Source organism: Paenibacillus sp. JT22N7 (genome assembly GCF_059383875.1).
The window spans coordinates 445340-462874 of sequence record NZ_JBXENY010000003.1; the positions used below are offsets into that span (position 1 = coordinate 445340).

At 43.9% G+C, this 17535-nt stretch carries 13 protein-coding genes; 12 read left to right on the forward strand and 1 reads right to left on the reverse strand.

Annotation, left to right across the window (positions count from 1 at the left end; translation table 11 throughout):
- The first annotated feature begins 355 nt into the window (after positions 1-355).
- The 5 genes from AC50Y5_RS10420 to AC50Y5_RS10440 all read left to right on the forward strand — a co-directional run bounded on the left by AC50Y5_RS10420 (position 356) and on the right by AC50Y5_RS10440 (position 4235).
- Entirely contained in the window at positions 356-1489 is a 1134-nt protein-coding gene (locus tag AC50Y5_RS10420; protein ID WP_494860343.1) for a serine hydrolase domain-containing protein, read from the forward strand.
- Positions 1490-1566: 77 nt separating this feature from the next.
- Positions 1567-1722 carry a glycosyl hydrolase family 95 catalytic domain-containing protein gene (locus tag AC50Y5_RS10425; protein ID WP_494860720.1) on the forward strand — a complete coding sequence of 52 codons (156 nt, stop codon included), beginning with the start codon at positions 1567-1569 and terminating at the stop codon, positions 1720-1722.
- A 129-nt stretch (positions 1723-1851) separates the two neighbouring features.
- Positions 1852-2331 (forward strand): DedA family protein, encoded by a 480-nt coding sequence (locus AC50Y5_RS10430; protein ID WP_494860345.1) that lies wholly within the window; start codon positions 1852-1854, stop codon positions 2329-2331.
- Between the two features lie 142 nt (positions 2332-2473).
- Positions 2474-3157 carry a response regulator transcription factor gene (locus tag AC50Y5_RS10435; protein ID WP_056040384.1) on the forward strand — a complete coding sequence of 228 codons (684 nt, stop codon included), beginning with the start codon at positions 2474-2476 and terminating at the stop codon, positions 3155-3157.
- Positions 3147-4235, forward strand: a complete 1089-nt coding sequence (locus AC50Y5_RS10440) for a sensor histidine kinase (protein WP_494860347.1) — start codon at positions 3147-3149, stop codon at positions 4233-4235. Before AC50Y5_RS10435 ends, AC50Y5_RS10440 begins: the two co-directional genes overlap by 11 nt.
- A 418-nt stretch (positions 4236-4653) precedes the next feature.
- Here AC50Y5_RS10440 and AC50Y5_RS10445 read toward each other — a convergent pair whose 3' ends face one another.
- Positions 4654-5193 carry a class I SAM-dependent methyltransferase gene (locus AC50Y5_RS10445; protein WP_056040382.1) on the reverse strand — a complete coding sequence of 180 codons (540 nt, stop codon included), beginning with the start codon at positions 5191-5193 and terminating at the stop codon, positions 4654-4656.
- A gap of 397 nt (positions 5194-5590) precedes the next feature.
- Here AC50Y5_RS10445 and AC50Y5_RS10450 point away from each other — a divergent pair, with 397 nt between their 5' ends.
- From AC50Y5_RS10450 to AC50Y5_RS10480, 7 genes are all read left to right on the forward strand, one after another.
- On the forward strand, positions 5591-7354 hold the full coding sequence (locus tag AC50Y5_RS10450) for a sensor histidine kinase (protein WP_494860350.1): 1764 nt from the start codon (positions 5591-5593) through the stop codon (positions 7352-7354).
- On the forward strand, positions 7329-8963 hold the full coding sequence (locus tag AC50Y5_RS10455) for a response regulator (RefSeq protein ID WP_494860352.1): 1635 nt from the start codon (positions 7329-7331) through the stop codon (positions 8961-8963). Before AC50Y5_RS10450 ends, AC50Y5_RS10455 begins: the two co-directional genes overlap by 26 nt.
- A 131-nt stretch (positions 8964-9094) precedes the next feature.
- The gene (locus tag AC50Y5_RS10460; RefSeq protein WP_494860354.1) at positions 9095-10657 is read left to right on the forward strand and encodes an extracellular solute-binding protein; all 1563 of its coding nucleotides are present in this window, start codon (positions 9095-9097) and stop codon (positions 10655-10657) included.
- A 186-nt stretch (positions 10658-10843) separates the two neighbouring features.
- Positions 10844-12541: an extracellular solute-binding protein gene (locus AC50Y5_RS10465; protein WP_494860356.1), complete on the forward strand. Its 1698-nt coding sequence runs from the start codon at positions 10844-10846 to the stop codon at positions 12539-12541.
- 72 nt (positions 12542-12613) lie between these two features.
- On the forward strand, positions 12614-13519 hold the full coding sequence (locus AC50Y5_RS10470) for an ABC transporter permease (RefSeq protein ID WP_494860724.1): 906 nt from the start codon (positions 12614-12616) through the stop codon (positions 13517-13519).
- Positions 13520-13540: 21 nt separating this feature from the next.
- Entirely contained in the window at positions 13541-14425 is an 885-nt protein-coding gene (locus tag AC50Y5_RS10475; RefSeq protein ID WP_056040371.1) for a carbohydrate ABC transporter permease, read from the forward strand.
- Positions 14426-14452: 27 nt separating this feature from the next.
- On the forward strand, positions 14453-17533 hold the full coding sequence (locus AC50Y5_RS10480; RefSeq protein ID WP_494860358.1) for a glycosyl hydrolase: 3081 nt from the start codon (positions 14453-14455) through the stop codon (positions 17531-17533).
- Positions 17534-17535 lie beyond the last annotated feature (2 nt).

Consider the following 17535-nt stretch of genomic DNA (forward strand, 5'->3'; position numbering starts at 1 on the left):
CAGGGAGCATCATGCATTGTACAGCGAGCCTGTTAATGAGCTCGCTCGGATGTTCTATTTGATTGGGATGGGCAAAAAGGTTAGGGTTAGCCATTTCGAATGGTTAACCCTTTTTAATGCAATTGTCGACTATGGATTTGGGTAACTATGATTCAATAACAATTATTATGTTAACAAAGGGATGCTAATCAGATAAATGATAGAGAACCATCTCCTAGGTTACCTATGAGATGTACGATTGATGGTGGTCATTACATGCGAATGGTCGTATATTATTAGTATGTGGATTATGAGAGAGAACATGGACCACATTATGCAATGATAAACGATTCTACATAGAAGGAAGGGGAAAAAAATGGATTTTCAACCGCTTGTTTCATTTGTTGACCGTATCACTTCCTGGCGAGTTCCATGGGCAGAGGTACTGGTGATGTATCAAAATGATACCGTTTTCCGTTACCGTAGCGGCTATGCTAACCTGGAGGAACAGACGCCTATCAGTGATAAAGCGATCTTCAATCTCTACTCCTTGACGAAAATAATGACCTGCGTGGCGGCGCTTCAACTGGTGGAGAGAGGCGATATGCTGCTAAGTGATCCGGTTTCCGACTATCTGCCGGAGTATGCCGAGATGACGGTGAGGAAAACTTTGCCGAACGGGGAAATTAGGCTTGAAAAAGCAACCCGTCTCATTACGGTACGCGATTTGTTTACGATGACTGCGGGGTTCTCCTATGATATAGGTTCTCCATCTTTTAAGGAAGCTGTGCATAACACCAACGGAACACTACCAACACGTGCTTTCGCGAAAGCGCTTGCCAAGGAACCCCTTTTGTTTGAGCCAGGCACGCATTGGAACTACAGCATGTGCCACGATGTGCTCGGGGCATTGGTGGAGGTTGTCAGCGGAAGACGCTTCGGTACGTATCTGCGAGAAGAAATCACCGGACCACTTGGCATGAACGATACAGCGTTCGATCTGAACGATGAACAGCGGACCCGACTAATTCCGCAGTATATGTACAATGACGAGCTTGAAAAAGCCGTACGTATGGATGGAAACGGGTACCGGATTGGTAGCGAATTTGAGAGTGGTGGCGCCGGATTGTTGTCCACAGTTAGTGATTACTCACTGTTCCTGAACGCACTGACTGGGTACGGCACGAGTCCCGAAGGCGTGCGGATTCTGTCACAAGCTTCGGTAGAACTGATGCGCAAGGACCATCTGAACGAGCAGACCCGCGACGATTATTCATGGGATCACATGAGTGGATACGGGTATGGCCTTGGTGTCCGTACTCATGTCTCCCAGTCATTAAGCGGCTCACTGAGCCCGCTCGGCGAATTCGGATGGAGCGGCGCTGCCGGGTGCATGGCTATCATTGACCCGGATTCCAAGCTTACCGTTATGTATGCGCAGCACCTTCTGAACAATCAGGAGCCTTACGTTCAGCGACGCTTGCGAAATGTCGTGTACTCCTGCTTGTAATGTGGAAGCTGGAGTCTTAGCGCGGCATATCGTTTGATTCGTATCGCGGGACAAGAGTTTGGTTACCGACCATTGTCATTCAAGACAAGACGTTCGATGTTTTCTCTGAAAACTTGAACGAGATAAGAAAGCCCCTGCAGGGTTATGCCAATTTATTTGATGCGCATCCTCCGTTCCAGATTGATGGAAACTTCGGTGTGACATATGACAAAGCACTTCTAAGCCAGGTTTAATGACCTGTTTAGAAGTGCTTTTTGATTAGTAGCAGCCTTTCTTCAGAATTTCTTTAGAAAAATTCTTATAGGTTCCTTAGTTTTGACTGGTATTCTTCATCTATGGAATTTGAGATGAGGAGGGTCAACATGATCAGCGAGACATTCATGCATTTAATTGATCAATATGGGTATTTTATTTTCTTAGTTGCCTTTTCTCTAGGGCCTTTCGGAATCCCAATACCAAACGAAATATCAATATTAACTGGCGCTTTTCTGAGTAGTAAAGGTACCTTAAATCCTTGGGTAACCTATTTAGTTATATTGCTTGGACTGTTAATAGCTGTAACCGTGTCTTATTTCATGGGAAAAGTCTTTGGGAAACATTTTAAAGAAAAAATAGAAAAAAACCGTTACTTTCAAAAAGCTCAAACCATCTTGCAGCGACACGGAAATTGGGCAATGGTCATTGGTTTTTTCCTTCCTGTGGTCAGGTATATTATGCCTATGCTTGTTGGGTTAGGTAATGTCAAATTCAGAACATTCATTCTCATTTCCTATTCGAGTGCTTTATTGTGGACAGCGACGTTTTTTGTTATCGGAAGATTTTTCATCATCCCATTATTATAAATTTGAGTCAGTTGAAAAATCGTTTATCCGAGAAGTTCAGTTTAGGCAGTATCGATTTTGTCCTCCTTAATTTCCCGCGTGCTTTCGTTTATACTTGTCGTAAAGAGCAAAAAGATAACCATGAGAAAGGGAGCAATATATAATGAACACGGTCCTTATTGTAGATGATGATTCAGAAATTCGAGATATCATACATGTTTATCTCCGCAATGAAGGGTATTTTGTTCTTGAAGCGGAAAACGGTTTAGAAGCGCTACATGTCATCCAAACAAACTTAGTCCAGTTGGTCATTTTGGATGTTATGATGCCTAAACTAGATGGCATTCACACTTGTCTCAAAATAAGGGAGTCTTATGACGTTCCCATCATTATGCTTTCGGCTAAGCAGGAAGATATTGATAAGATTACAGGGCTTACAACAGGGGCAGACGATTATATGATTAAGCCTTTTAACCCCTTGGAATTACTTGCAAGGGTCAAGGCGCAATTTCGGCGAAGTTCAATGAAAAATAAAGAAGAAATCCAAGCTGTCACTCACCTCAAGGATCTCGTCATTGATAAAGTCAAACATTCCGTATTGTTAAGAGGAAAAGAACTTTCGTTAACTCCGTTGGAGTTTGGCATTCTAGAATTGCTCGCAAGTTACCCTGGACAAGTATTCAGCTCGGAAAAAATTTACGAAAGTGTGTGGAAAGAACCGTATGGTTATTCAGATAATACTGTGATGGTCCATATTCGCAACTTGCGGGAGAAAATAGAAATAGTTCCAAGAGCACCTCAATATATTAAGACGGTATGGGGAGTTGGCTATAAAATTGACAAATAAAGTACATAAAAGAAAAAGTAAAATTCAGATCAATATTTTATTGAATTCCGTTTTTAGTTTTTTTATTTCCATTATCCTAACATCGGTTCTGCAGTACTGTGCTTATCTTGCTAGTGTAACTGTAAGCGAAATATTAGCATACCTTACTGTTCCAATGTTTACAGGAATTTTCGTTTCTACTTTTTTTATTTTGACACGGCGAATTGTCTCAGATCTTATTACATTGGAGAAAGGGCTTCAAATTATTTCGGAAGGAGATTTAGATTACCGGGTACCTGTCGTTCGAAAAGACGAGCTCGGAAGGGTTGCGCTAAATATCAATTTAATGGCTGAACGTTTACAACAGCAGATCGCTAAAGAGAGGGAGGTTGAAAGATCTAAAATGGAATTAATCTCCGGCATTTCTCATGATTTGCGAACGCCTCTTACTAGTATTATTGGCTATATTGAATTGTTACGAAACGATTTATTTCAATCAAAAGATGAATATCGGCGATTTATTCAAAATACGTTTAATAAAGCCATTCATTTAAAGAGCATGCTCGACGATTTGTTTGAATACACTAGGCTTACTTCGAGTGAAACGCGTTTGGATCTTAAAAGAATTAATGTGTGTAAACTTCTGGAACAATTGCTTTTTGAGTTTGAACCGATCGCTCAAGAAAATGGAATAACGGTTGCAAAAAAAATCGGGAATCCTCCTATTTTCACTCTTCTTGATAGTGAGAAAATCGCCAGAGCCATTGATAATTTGCTTATGAATGCCCTTAAATACTCTTTAAAACCTGGAACTGTTAGCATTAACATAGAATCAGACGCTTCAAACGCTTTTATCGCGATAGAAAATAAAGGGAATCCACTTACACCAGAACAAGAAAACAATTTGTTTGAACGTTTTTATAAAGTTGACGAAGCTCGTAGTACAGAAGGTATTCAGACTGGAGCTGGATTAGGTCTTTCCATTGCCAGAAACATTATTGAATTGCATGGGGGAACCTTAAAACTCAATCATAAAGATGGCAACTTCAAGTTTATCTTAGGACTGCCTATAAATAATTATTCCGATAATGAACAATAAGATTTCTGAATAATTACCTCCCGACTAGAATGATAATGTTCTATGTCCCGTAAGACTCATTGTTCAAAATAGCCTAAATCTAGGAGTCAATAACAGGTAAACCTCACTTTCGAGTAAAGTGGGGCTGTTTAACGTTTTCTGAATAAACATCGCATCAATTCATCTGATGCCATGGAATCTTTACTGGGGTAATACTTTGAGGAATTACGTATGTAAAGGTCAATGCTCACGTATATGCGTTTAATGATGGTTCTGCAGCATTACATGAGCATCTAGGCTTCGTTCATGAGGGAATCCAAGGCTTACCGCTATTTTTATTATTAGGAAAGTCAATATTAGGTAGTTTCATTTTACAAGCCGCCAACTAGCGGCTTTTTTTGTTAGGGAAAGTATGTTGAATTTGCGTTTAGCTGACTTCTTATTTCTTTCGAAAAATATAAACAAATGATGGAGGGAAATTCCAGCGAACAAACTCACTTTTTTCGAGGATCAGTTGCTCGGCAAATTTCTTTTTCATTCGACGAGAGCAATGATAGGCAACTAAATATCCGCCTGGCCTGAGTGCTTTAATAATCTGATGTAGTATATTTTCCTTGATTCCATTTGAAAAATTAGAAAATGGTAATCCAGAAATAATACAGTCAAGCTGATGAACGCTTTCTTGATTCATTTTTTTTATTAAATAGGATGCATTAGAATGGAACATGGAGCCCGGGTATTTTACTTTTAGGTTCTCCCTCATTTTTTTGTCTCTTTCAAACAAAAACAACTTTGCGGAATCAGTTAGATGTGTATTAATGTGCGTTGTTATGGCACCAGTGCCTGATCCAAGCTCTGCGATTGCCTTAACTTCATTCCAAGGTATGGACTGTACAGTTTTAGCTGCAAGAAATCTTGAACTGGGAAAAATACCTCCTACTCGCTTTGGATTTTTAAGAAATCCTTGAGTGAAGTGCACTCCTTAGAATAGACCTTGGAATAAACCCTTGGTTTATCCGATTAAATTCTAAAGGGGTGCACTTTTATGTAAGCAAAAAAAGGACAGAAGTTAAACATTTTCCTAAGTTACTGAAACAGAATGCCATTCTGGTGCTATCGAAAACCGTAGAACATTTAGGCGTACAAGATAAAGGTCAAATTAAGATTTGGATGAGGAAATGTAGTGAAGGCGGTCACGAAGCATTTGAAGACAAGCGAGGAGAAACTCATTAGCTGATTACTGGGCTACGTTCTTTCGGGATTCTGTAATATACATAAAGTCGGAATCATGCTAGTCAAGTCGGAATTTTAGCATTGTTTCCATAGCTCGGAGTAAGCTATAATCAAAAATTAAAATAAGCGCAAGGGGGCTAATTATGAGACCGTCTCATCGACAATGGCAGTTTTCCATCTATAAGCGGTTAATTATAGCCTTTATCGTTGCCACCATTCCGATTTATATTTTGGCAGGCATCTTGTACAGCTGGGCGACGGGCATGCTTAGACAGGATATTGTCAATTCGGCTGAAACGCAGTCCGAAAATTACATTAGGGAGTTAAATGGCACGTTCAAGCGGTTTAATTCCCTGCAATACGATATGATGAACGACATGTATTTGGTTCAGCTCGTTAATGCGTACGATATTTTAGAATCGTATCGAAAAATCGAATTGATTAACTTTCTCCGCGCAAAGCTTGTCTCCATTCGGAACAGCAGTGACTTGATCTTTGACGTCCGGTTGTATTTATCATCGATACATGTGGAAATATCGGCGGTAGACGGGTATGGTGAGCTCAAGAAAAACGCGGTTCCGGCAGAAAAACTGAAAAATCCTTATAATGTGATCTCGTACAAAAACAAGCTGCTTATCGTCGCTTTTCCGCTTGATAGCTCACTCAGCGGGACACCGGAGCTTGTCGTGGAAATCGAATTGCGGGCTACTGAGTTGAAACGGAGTCTAAAGGCTGCAGCAGAACGCGACTTTACGGGAGCAATGGTGCTTGGCCTCAGCAGCAGTTCAGACAGGATCATATCTGTCAAAAAATCAGAGCTTTCTCGATTAATGGAACAGAGTTATGCTTCTAACGTGGATGCGGAGAAACTGACGGAGGGTTCATTTTCCGACAAGGCTGAAGATTATATTTATGTGCGCTCAGTTGACAAGGAAAGCGGCATTTTTTTGGATCATTTTCTGTACAAGCCAACCATGTTTCGATCTGTCATTCCGTATATTCAATGGTTTTGGTTGTTTTTTGCTGCCACCATTATTATGGTAGGGCTCTATCTCTTCTATATTAACCGGGTCATAAACAAACCATTGGTTAAAATCGTGCGCGCATTTAAACGAGTAGAGGAAGGGAATTTTGATCTCAATATCAGGCATCACAAGGATGACGAATTTGGTTTTTTATATGAACGCTTTAATGAAATGCTGGTTAATCTCCAAATTTCGATCGATGAGGTGTACAACCAGCAAATCCATCGGAAAAATGCGGAGCTAAAGCAGCTGCAATCGCAAATCAATCCTCATTTTCTCTATAATTGCCTGTTCAGCATTATCCGGTTAATCAAGATGCAAAAAGAGGATGAGGCCGTGCAGTTTACAAATCAGCTCGCGAAATATTTTCAGTTCATTACACGCAATACAAGGGATACGGTCCCTTTAGAGAATGAAGCTGCACATGCTCGAAACTATGTCATGTTACAGCTAGCACGTTTCTCTGACCGGGTGACCATCGATTTTGGAGACATTCCGGAGAGGCTGAAGCCCATATCCGTACCGCGCCTGATCATACAGCCGCTTGTCGAAAATGCATTTGTACACGGACTTGAAAATGTGACAGAGGGCGGTCTTCTGCGGGTTTCTTTTGTTGAGCAGGCTGGTAAAGCGATCATTGTGGTTGAAGACAACGGGGAAGCTAGCGAGGAAGGGCTGGAGAAGCTGCAGGCATTACTATCAGAGGAGCAGGAGGCTGCGGAGGTTACGGGAACATTAAATGTGCATAGAAGATTGAGATATAGCTTTGGGCTCGGAAGTGGTTTGCAGGTAGAAAGAAGTGAGCTTGGCGGCCTAAAGGTTAAAATGATCATTGAGTGGGACGGAGAGATGGCGTATGTACCGAATGCTGATCGTAGATGATGAAAAGCTGCTGCTCGATGGCTTGTATGAATTGTTTTTGGAGTCTGAAGGGCATCGCCTTGAGCTTTATAAAGCCTCTAGCGCCATTGATGCATTGACTGTGATGTCGCAGCAAAGAATCGATATTTTGATGTCGGACATCAAAATGCCGAAAATGACTGGTTTGGAGCTGGGAGACCGAGTAAAGCAAAGTTGGCCGGAATGCAAGCTGATTTTCCTAACGGGCTTTGACGAATTTGACTATGTGCACCACGCCATCAACAATGGAGCCCAAAATTATATATTGAAATCCGAGGGAGACGAAGCGATCGTAGAGGCAGTTCGCAATACGGTGGCGGAGCTTGATGAGCAAATGGCTGTTGAAACCCTGCTCAAGCAGGCCGTGGAAACGCAGCGACAGCAGGTCGTTCATCATCGCTCCTTGATGCTTTCTGATGTGCTTGATGGACTTCAGCCTTTAGAAGAGCTATCTCAAACAACGATTGATCTGTTCGGAATCAGGCTAATGGCGAATAAGCCGCTTATTATGGTGGCTGCGCGGCTGGATCTGGCGTCGAGTGCCTTGCGGTTTTCTGAGAAAGAGCTGATGTTGACCGCGCTGCATTCAGTCTGTGTTCGTTATTTATCAGGCTACGTAAATATGATGGATGTCGTTTATAATCGGGAATATTATGTATTGTTCCTGCAGGCGCAAGAAAATACGCCCCCTCATCCCGATGGATTGAGGACATTTTTGCAAGGCTCGCTGGAGACCATTCAAAAAACGGTGGAAAAATCAACCGGGCGTACCTTTTCTTTTGCGTACACAGATAACGCAGTCGATTGGGAAGGAGTGGCAAGGCAATTCACCACTCTGAAAGCGCTGCTCTCCCAATATTACGCGGAGAAGCAGATTATCGTGACGGACAAAAATCTGCCGTATGATGCACAATCGAATGATGAGGAAGTACGCGGTTTCATCGATGTTTTTCACAAGAAAGCAAATGCGCTTGATCTCTATTTAGAAACAGGCAAGAAAGAGGAAGTACAGGCAATCGTTGCTGAGCTGAGCATGTATTCAGGCTGGCCTGCCATTGATGAAATCAGATATATGGAGCTGTATTCTGCAGTCGCGCTGCGTTTTTTGTCGGCTGCCAACAAATACGGCCTGGATCGCGACCCGCTAGCAGGGCCGCATGTCGCCAAGTTGCTTCATGCAGCAGCACTTCCTGTGCGAAGCGACGGCATTATTTTGCTTGAACATATGATTAATGTTTTTGAGAGCTATCATAATGCGCAATCCTCCCGCTTGCGCGGCGATGTGCTCGGAGTGGTTCTTACGTACATCGAGATGCATTTGGATGGCGATCTGTCCATGACGAACTTGGCGGAGCTGGTTTATTTGAATCCGGATTATTTATCTCGTTTATTTAAGCAAGCCAAAGGCATAACGATTAGTGAATACATTGCCGTTCTGAAAATTCAAAGAGCGAAAGAGCTGCTTTCTGAGCCGCAATTGCTTATACAGGACATAGCCAAGTCGCTGGGCTTTACGTCGGCTGGCTATTTCAGCCGCTTCTTCAAGAAGGAAACAGGTCAGACGCCGCAGGAGTTTCGGACAAGCGGGTAAAACAGACATCAAACGGCGCAGACGAATGGTGAAGGGAATTGGTTTATTTGAATAACAGATTAGCCCGTACGGTTCTCGTTCCACTCATTATGTTGATTGGTTTATCGGCTTGTAGCGGAAGCACAGTGACCATGGACAAAAGTGAGGGCCCAAGCGAGAAAGGTCATGAAGCTGCTCCGCTCATAGCTCTGACGACTGGCGTCGGAATAAGCGATGTGATTGCGCCGGAGTTTTCGGAAGCGAAGTGGGAGAACAGTGTTTGGTTGCAAGCGTACCAACAGGAGCTGGGAATTGATGTGAAAGCGGCATGGTATACCAAAGGTGCGGAAGCCGCCAGACAAAAAGTGAGCGTTGCTATAGCTTCAGGCAAAATACCCGATGTGATCGCCGTTAATCAAGAACAGCTGTCTGCCTTATCCAAAACAAGCTTGTTTACGGATTTAACGGATATATTCGAGCAATACGCATCGCCGCTAACGAAATCGATTATAAGCGCAGATGATCTACGGGGCTTGGAGTCAGCGACCTTTGATGGAAAGCTTATTGCGATTCCCGGGCTAAACTCAGCCATTGACGGTGCTTCTTTCCTATGGATTCGCAAAGATTGGCTGGACCGGCTCGGGTTGCAGGTGCCTAGTACGACAGAGGAGCTCTATGATGTGATTCGTGCTTTTACACTGCGGGACCCGGATGGCAATGGCAAGCAGGACACGGTGGGTCTAGCGCTCAGCAACTCTTTTTTAAATACGGGTTTGGCTGAGGCGATTGGCCTATTTAATGCGTTTGATGCGTATCCTAAAATATGGGTTGAAGGGGAGAAGGGGAAACTTGTTTATGGGAGTGTACAGGCGGAAGTAAAGCCTGCGCTTGCCTTTCTAAACAAGCTGTTCGAAGAAGGGCTGATGGAGACGGATTTTGCCGCAAAGGATTCCGGAAGAGCAGGCGAGCTTGTAGCCAGCGGGAAAGTTGGCGTTATGTTTGGCTCCATGTGGAACGGGATGTATCCGATGCAGTTGACTAAAGACAATGATGCGGATTCCGACTGGCGGGCATATCCGATCGTTTCATTGGATGAGCAGCCTGCCAATCCGCAGGTCAAGCTCAATGTAGAGAACTATTATGTCGTACGCAGCGGCTATGCTCATCCGGAAGCGCTATTGAAATTGATCAATTTCTGGACGGAGCTTAATTACGGTGATACAACCCAAGAAAGATTTGACCATTTCCTTGGACCTTTACCTGCTCCAGGGCATCATTATGCGGTGGCAAAGGTATGGAAAGTAGAGAAAAACCTCCAAGCCCATTTGAAAATTATGGAGGCATTCCAGACAGGAAATCATACCATTTTGAACGCTGAAGAAAAAGGTTATTACGATAATATTCTCAAGTACCAGGCAGGGGATAATTCCAAAGCCCAATATGAGAAAGTATTTGGCAGCACAGGCTCTTACGCGGTCATGAATGATTACAAGCAGCGAAATCTATTTAAGATGGATGAATTTTATGGAGCTTCAACAGATGCCATGAATACCCGACTTCTAACGGTGGATCAGTTGGTAGAAGAATATTACACAAAGGCAATAATGGGAGTAGAGTCCCTCGATGGGTTTCAAGCCTTCATCGCCAAGCTGAACAAAATTGGTTTGGATGACGCAACAAGAGAAGTGAATAAGTGGAAATCTGGTAAGCTATAACATGTGAGTAAGGAAGAAGCTGGAAGCGTTCTCGAGATAAGAGGCTCAGCTTCTTTTTTTTGCGTTCACAGCGATTAGGAAGTCGGTAGAGTGCAAGAAATCTCGGAATTTTGAAATCGTTTTCTTTTTGTGCGAAGTGTAAGATGAACTTGTAAGCATTTCGCGATAAACAGAGGGGGAGCAAGCATGATGAAGAAAAATAGGAATGTGTATTCTACAGCAGCAGTCGTACTTTTAAGTGTATCTCTTCTAGCAGGGTGCACGGGTAATGGCAGCAATACGGCTAATAACGGACAGGCAACAAACGGGGGCAGTAATGGGGCGGCAGTAGACAATACGCCCGTAGATCCGACAGCAAAGTTCGATCCTCCTGTTGAACTTACGGTTGGCGTGATGATTGGTGATCCAATTGCCGACGGTTTTACAGAGGAGAAATGGGAAAACAGCGAGTGGATCAAAGCCTATCGAGATGAGCTTGGCATAGAGATCAAGCCGCTATGGTATACCAAAGGTGCTGATGCCGGTAAACAGAAAATAAGCGTAGCGATTGCTTCTGGCGATATTCCGGATTTACTGGCCGTAAGCCAAGAGCAGCTGGCAACGCTTTCCAAGACCCATATGTATGAGGATTTAACGAATATTTATGATCAATATGCTACACCGCTTACTAAGGAGATTATTACGGAGGAAGGCAATTCCGCATTGGAATCCGCAACCTTTGGCGGCAAGTTGATTACAATTCCCGGAACAAACTCGGCCATCGACGGCGCTTCCTTCTTGTGGGCCCGTCAAGACTGGTTGGATAAGCTAGGCTTGCAGGTTCCGAAAACGACAGATGAGCTTTATAAAGTAATGAAAGCGTTTGTTGAGCAGGACCCGGACGGCAATGGCAAGAAGGACACAGTGGGCATGATGCTGAACAGAGATTTCTTGATGCCAGGCGTAGCTGAAGCACTTGGTATCTTCAACTCATTTGATGCTTATCCAAAAGCTTGGGTTCGTGGAGCTGATGGCAAGCTTGTATACGGAAGCGCACAGCCGGAAGTGAAGGACGCACTCGTTTATTTGAACAAGCTGTATAAGGAAGGATTGATTGAAAAGGATTTTGGAGCGAAGGATTCAAGCAAAGCTGCTGAACTTGCCGCTTCTGGCCGTGTTGGCATTAATATTGGGGCGATGTGGAATGGGATGTTCCCACTGCAGCAAACAATCGATAATTTTCCGAGTGCCAACTGGCTTGCACATCCGATTGTTTCCAAGGATGACCAACCTGCTAATCCGCAAATTAAGCTGAACGTGGAAAACTATTTTGTTGTACGCAAAGGGTATGAGCATCCGGAAGCTATTATGAAGCTGTTGAATTTCTGGACGGACTTGAATTACGGCGATACGACACAAGCGGAGTTCGATAAATTTATGGGACCTGAGCCTGCTCCCGGCCACCACTATGCGGTTGCAAAAGCATGGAAAGCGCAGAAGAACTTGCAGGCGCATCTTAAAATTGTTGAAGCGTTCAAAACAGGCGATGCCTCTAAGCTGAATGCAGAAGAAAAAGGCTACTATGATAATATCGAGAAGTTTAAAGCGGGTGACAATGCGAATGCTCAATTTGAAAAGGTGTTTGGCGAGACAGGCTCCTTCAAATCGATGAATGAGTACGTAGAAAACAACTTATTTAAAATGGATGAATTTTACGGCGCTTCTACAGATGCGATGAAAAACCGATTGAAAACCATTGAACAAGCAGTAGTAGAGTACTATACGAAAGTGATTATGGGCTCGGATTCGGTAGACAATTTCGAAAAATTTGTTGAGCAGCTAAATAAGCTGGGGTTGGAAGATGTGACGAAGGAAGTTAACGATTGGAACGCAGCTAAGAAATAAATGAAGGCGGAGGGGCAACTCTAGTCCCTCCTTATTTTTATTCAGATGGATGGAGTGTATGCAATTATGGAAATGAAAGGAATCCGCAAACGCCGGTTTTCCACTGGTGCTTATCATATGATGCTTTTGCCAGCGGTCATCCTTGTGCTTATTTACAGCTATGGACCAATCATGGGTATTGCCATCGCGTTTCAGGATTTTGTTCCTTCTCGCGGCTGGTTTGGTTCAGAGTGGATTGGACTCGAAAATTTCAAATATGTGTTTGGGATGCCTGACACGATGAAGGTAATCGGTAATACTTTACTGATTTCGTTTATGAAAATTATCGTAGGCATTATTTTTCCGCTGACGCTTGCCATATTGTTAAATGAAGTGAAAAATGTCTTATTCAAAAGATCGGTTCAAACGATTGTCTATATGCCTTATTTTCTATCTTGGATTATTTTATCAGGCATCCTCATTGATATTCTTTCGCCGTCAGGTGGCATTATAAATAACTTCCTTCAATTTCTGGGTATGGAGCCTATCTATTTTCTCGGTGAAGGGGGCTGGTTCCGTTTCATTATTGTAGCCTCTCATATATGGAAGGAATTAGGTTTTGATACGATTGTTTATCTTGCTGCTATATTGAGCATCGACAAGTCGTTGTATGAAGCAGCAGCCCTTGACGGGGCAGGTCATATGAAGCAAGCCTGGCATATTACACTGCCGGGCATGAGGCCAATTATCGTGCTGCTAAGCGTGCTTAGTCTCGGAAATGTTTTGAATGCCGGCTTCGATCAGGTATTTAATTTATATAGTCCGCAAGTGTATTCCAGCGGGGACATTCTGGATACTTACGTGTTTCGGATCGGGATGGAGCAAATGCAATATGGCGTAGCGACCGCTGTTGGATTATTTAAATCGGTCGTGTCGCTCATCTTTATATGTGTTTCTTATTTGCTGGCCTACAGAATTGCCAACTATCGCATCTTTTAAAGAAAGGGAGGTACTCTCACGATGATCGAACGGCGCACGCCTTCTAGAGTTTTATTTTTGTACGCGAATTATGCTTTTTTGACGCTATTTTCACTAACTTGCCTCTTCCCTATCCTTCATATGGCGGCGATGTCGCTGAGCAGCAACTCAGCAGTCACGGCTGGTTGGGTGACGATTTGGCCAGTTGGCTTTAACCTCGATTCATACAAATATATATTTGGTAATCATATCTTTCTACAGACGGTGATTGTCTCTTTTGAGCGTTTGTTTCTAGGCGTATCGATTAGCCTCATTCTCACCGTACTGGCTGCTTATCCATTATCTAAGTCAAACTTGAAATTCCGTTCGAGAACGATTTATTCCTGGTATTTTGTTATCACGATGATCTTCAATGGCGGATTAATCCCGACCTTTATGGTTGTCAAAGAGACAGGTCTTATGGATTCCATTTGGGCACTTGTTATTCCTTCAGCAGTAAATGTATTCAATATCGTGCTCATGCTCAATTTCTTCCGTACGCAGCCGATTGAGCTGGAAGAATCTGCTCAAATGGACGGAGCTGGTGTATGGCGGACGCTTTGGAGCATCTATTTGCCGATCTCGAAGCCTTCCTTGGCTACGATCGCATTGTTTACAATCATTTTTCATTGGAATTCTTGGTTTGATGGCATGATTTATATGAATTCACCTTCTAATTACCCGTTGCAAACGTATTTAAGAACGGTCATCGTCGCTAGAGATTTAACGAATATGAATGCAAGCGATCTCTCGTTAATCGCCAATATTTCAAATCGGACGGTGCTTGCAGCACAGCTATTTGTTTCCATGCTGCCAGTCCTTTGCATTTATCCTTTCCTGCAAAAATATTTTGTTAAAGGTCTTGTTCTGGGAAGCGTGAAAGGTTAGCCAATTTTGTAACGATAGAGGTGCGAGATGAAACGGGATGAATTGAAAGCATCATTCCAGAATCCGGGTATCGATTACCGATCGGTACCTTTCTGGGCTTGGAACGATGAGCTGAAGCAGGAGGAATTGGACCGTCAAATTGAGGGGTTTCATGCGCAGGGGATGGGCGGATTTATGATGCACGTCCGAGAGGGACTCGAGACGCCTTATCTCAGTGAAATGTTTATGGATCGTGTAAAAGAGTGCGTCGCCAAAGCGAAGGAGATCGGTCTTAAAGCATGGCTTTATGATGAGGATCGATATTCCTCTGGTATGGGAGGAGGGATGGTTCCACGGCTTGGCGGTGACGCAGTGCGGGCTAAGGCACTGACACTTCATATATGCCGGGATTATCGTCCAGGCGCTAACCTCCGTTTTGTTTACCGAGCCGTCATCAAGGGAAATCATCTTTACTCGCTGGTACAACTATCCATAGATGAACCAAGCGAGTATCTTGAAGCTGCTAACGAGGTTTATCTTGTATTCGAACAACGGATTGCTGCCAAAAATGACTGGTGCCATGGCGATACGTATACAGATTTGATGAATCCCGAAACGACCCGCTTGTTTATTGAGGCCAATTATGAGCCTTATCGCCAAGCTGTTGGAAAAGAGTTCGGCAAGACGATTCCTGGTATTTTTACAGATGAGCCCACGGTTAAAGGTTTTTCAGAACGTTTAAATGACCCGGAGCTGACCTGGATGACTTGGAGTGAAGTGATAGAGCAATCGTTTGAACATCGAAGAGGATATCCAATCGGAAGCCTGCTTCCCTATCTTTTTTTTCAGGGAGAGGGCTCGGAGCAGATCAGACATGATTACTGGCTCACGATAACGGAAACGTTCAGCGAATCGTATACGAAGCAAATTGGCGCTTGGTGCAGAGAGCAGGGAATCCAATTCACTGGACATTTCCATTCGGAGAGCAGTCTAATCGGTTCCACTTTGAACAGTGGTGCAGTAATGCCGCATTATAGGTATTTGGACATTCCCGGTGTCGATACCTTATGCGAGCAAACGGATGAGCATCTTACGATGAAACAGGCATCCAGCGTTGCAAATCAACTTGGGAAAAAGAGAGTCATAACCGAAACGTATGGCGTAACGGGTTGGGATCTCACCTTTGAGACACGTAGATGGATTGGCGATTGGCAATTTGCGCTGGGTGTCAATGTACTGACGCATCATCTTTCCTGGTATTCGCTGCGCGGCTGCCGGAAGCGCGATTATCCGCCATCCTTTAATTATCATACGAACTGGTGGGAGCACAACCGCGGCATGGAGGATTATTATGCCAGATTAAGCGCCGTGCTGAGTGAAGGCAAGCTAACTCGTGATCTATTGGTTATTCATCCCTCTACATCGGTGTGGACGAGGCTAGGGTATGACGTGAAGATAACCGATTGGAAAAACAGTGCCGGCAACGAGCAGGAGCTTCAAAAATATGACCGTGATTTCAACCTATTCGTGAATCGGCTTGTCCAGCTTCACCATGATTATGATCTAGGCGATGAACTAATCATGAAGGAATTCGGCAAGGTGAAGGGGGACCACATCGTTGTGGGAGAGGCCATGTACAGCTATGTTGTGCTGCCTTCACTAACGAATTTATTATCCTCTACCTTGGAGTTGCTGCTTGAGTTTATGAGTCATGGTGGTAAAGTAGCTTCCTACGGTGAGCAGCCTTCGCTAATTGATGGCAAGACATCAGACAAGCTGGCTGCACTGCTGCTGCACGAAAGATTTACGCAAGCAGCCGATTTGAAAGAATTGGAGAGGCTGCTCGATAATGAGACAAAGCGTTCTCTCCGCATTCAGGAGCATCCTGGATCGGAAGCCCCATTCTTTATTCATATGCATCGTTCACTTGAGGGGCAATCGATTGCGTTCATCGTCAATAATGATCGTGAAAGAGGCTCTGAGGTTCAAATTATACTAGAAGGCGGCAGCTACTTGCAGGAGTGGGATGCTTGGACAGGTGAGATTAAAACGATTGAAACCGAAGCGACAGAGCATGGGGTCAGCTTTCGAGCTTCATTTGGTCCTGCTGACTCGAAGCTGTTTGTATTATTTTCGAATAAGCCGGAAGATGAAGCCGGGCAGATAAAGATATTTCCAGCAGGAAAGACAGACCTTCATTTGGAGCCTATAGGCTTCCAGCGCACAGCGTCCAATGCATTGATATTGGATCAATGCCAGTATCGTTTTGGAGAAGAGGTATGGACAGAGACGATGGAGGTTTGGAAGGCTCAGCGCCTAATTCGGGAACGTCTGGGGATGCGGCAGGTGTTTCATTCCGGTAATTTACAGCGCTATTTCTGGATTCATGAGCCGCATTCGGGGAATGGAACTCCTATTTCGCTACGGTTTACCTTTAACGTAAAAGTTTTGCCGAGCAGCGATGTGTTTTTTGTGTTTGAGGATGCGGAACGCTTCAGCTTTACTCTTAACGGAAAGGAAGTGCCTGCAGAAGCCGAGGGTTATTATTTGGACGTCAGCATGAAGAAGCTTAAGCTGCCTGCACTGACTGTTGGAATTAACACAATAGACATTCAAATTTCGTATCAAAATGATATGGAGCTTGAGAATGGATACCTCATCGGCGACTTTGCTGTTAATGAGCATCGAGAGCTGATAAATGAACCATTAAAACTAACGTATGGAGATTGGCGCAGCCAAGGCTATCCTTATTATTGCGGAAGCATGAATTACCTCTTCGAGATGGAACATCCGCCGGAGCATAGCACAGGATGCAGGCTCGAGATTGGCCAGTACCAGGCTGTTTTGCTGGAAGTAAAGGTGAATGAATCCGCAAGCAAAACGGTTCCTTGGCGAAGCGAAGCGTTCATAGAGCTGGATACCATACTGAAGCCAGGCTTAAATGCTATAGCCATTAAAGTCGTGGGCAGTCCTCGCAATTTGTTTGGGCCGCTCCACCTTGCTGATCCTCGGCCTAGCTGGATGGATTGGTGGTCATTTCATCCGGAGGAGGGCGAATATACGCCCGAGTACCAGGGCAAGCCTTATGGACTTATGGAACCGCCAAAATTAAAGTATGGTCTTAAGTAAAT

What these genes read in the sequence shown, in the direction of transcription:
- AC50Y5_RS10420 (WP_494860343.1), top strand. Translation starts at nt 356, where the DNA reads ATGGATTTTCAACCGCTTGTTTCATTTGTTGACCGTATCACTTCCTGG.
- AC50Y5_RS10430 (WP_494860345.1), top strand. Translation starts at nt 1,852, where the DNA reads ATGATCAGCGAGACATTCATGCATTTAATTGATCAATATGGGTATTTT.
- AC50Y5_RS10435 (WP_056040384.1), top strand. Translation starts at nt 2,474, where the DNA reads ATGAACACGGTCCTTATTGTAGATGATGATTCAGAAATTCGAGATATC.
- AC50Y5_RS10450 (WP_494860350.1), top strand. Translation starts at nt 5,591, where the DNA reads ATGAGACCGTCTCATCGACAATGGCAGTTTTCCATCTATAAGCGGTTA.
- AC50Y5_RS10455 (WP_494860352.1), top strand. Translation starts at nt 7,329, where the DNA reads ATGTACCGAATGCTGATCGTAGATGATGAAAAGCTGCTGCTCGATGGC.
- AC50Y5_RS10460 (WP_494860354.1), top strand. Translation starts at nt 9,095, where the DNA reads ATGGACAAAAGTGAGGGCCCAAGCGAGAAAGGTCATGAAGCTGCTCCG.
- AC50Y5_RS10465 (WP_494860356.1), top strand. Translation starts at nt 10,844, where the DNA reads ATGATGAAGAAAAATAGGAATGTGTATTCTACAGCAGCAGTCGTACTT.
- AC50Y5_RS10470 (WP_494860724.1), top strand. Translation starts at nt 12,614, where the DNA reads ATGAAAGGAATCCGCAAACGCCGGTTTTCCACTGGTGCTTATCATATG.
- AC50Y5_RS10475 (WP_056040371.1), top strand. Translation starts at nt 13,541, where the DNA reads ATGATCGAACGGCGCACGCCTTCTAGAGTTTTATTTTTGTACGCGAAT.
- AC50Y5_RS10480 (WP_494860358.1), top strand. Translation starts at nt 14,453, where the DNA reads ATGAAACGGGATGAATTGAAAGCATCATTCCAGAATCCGGGTATCGAT.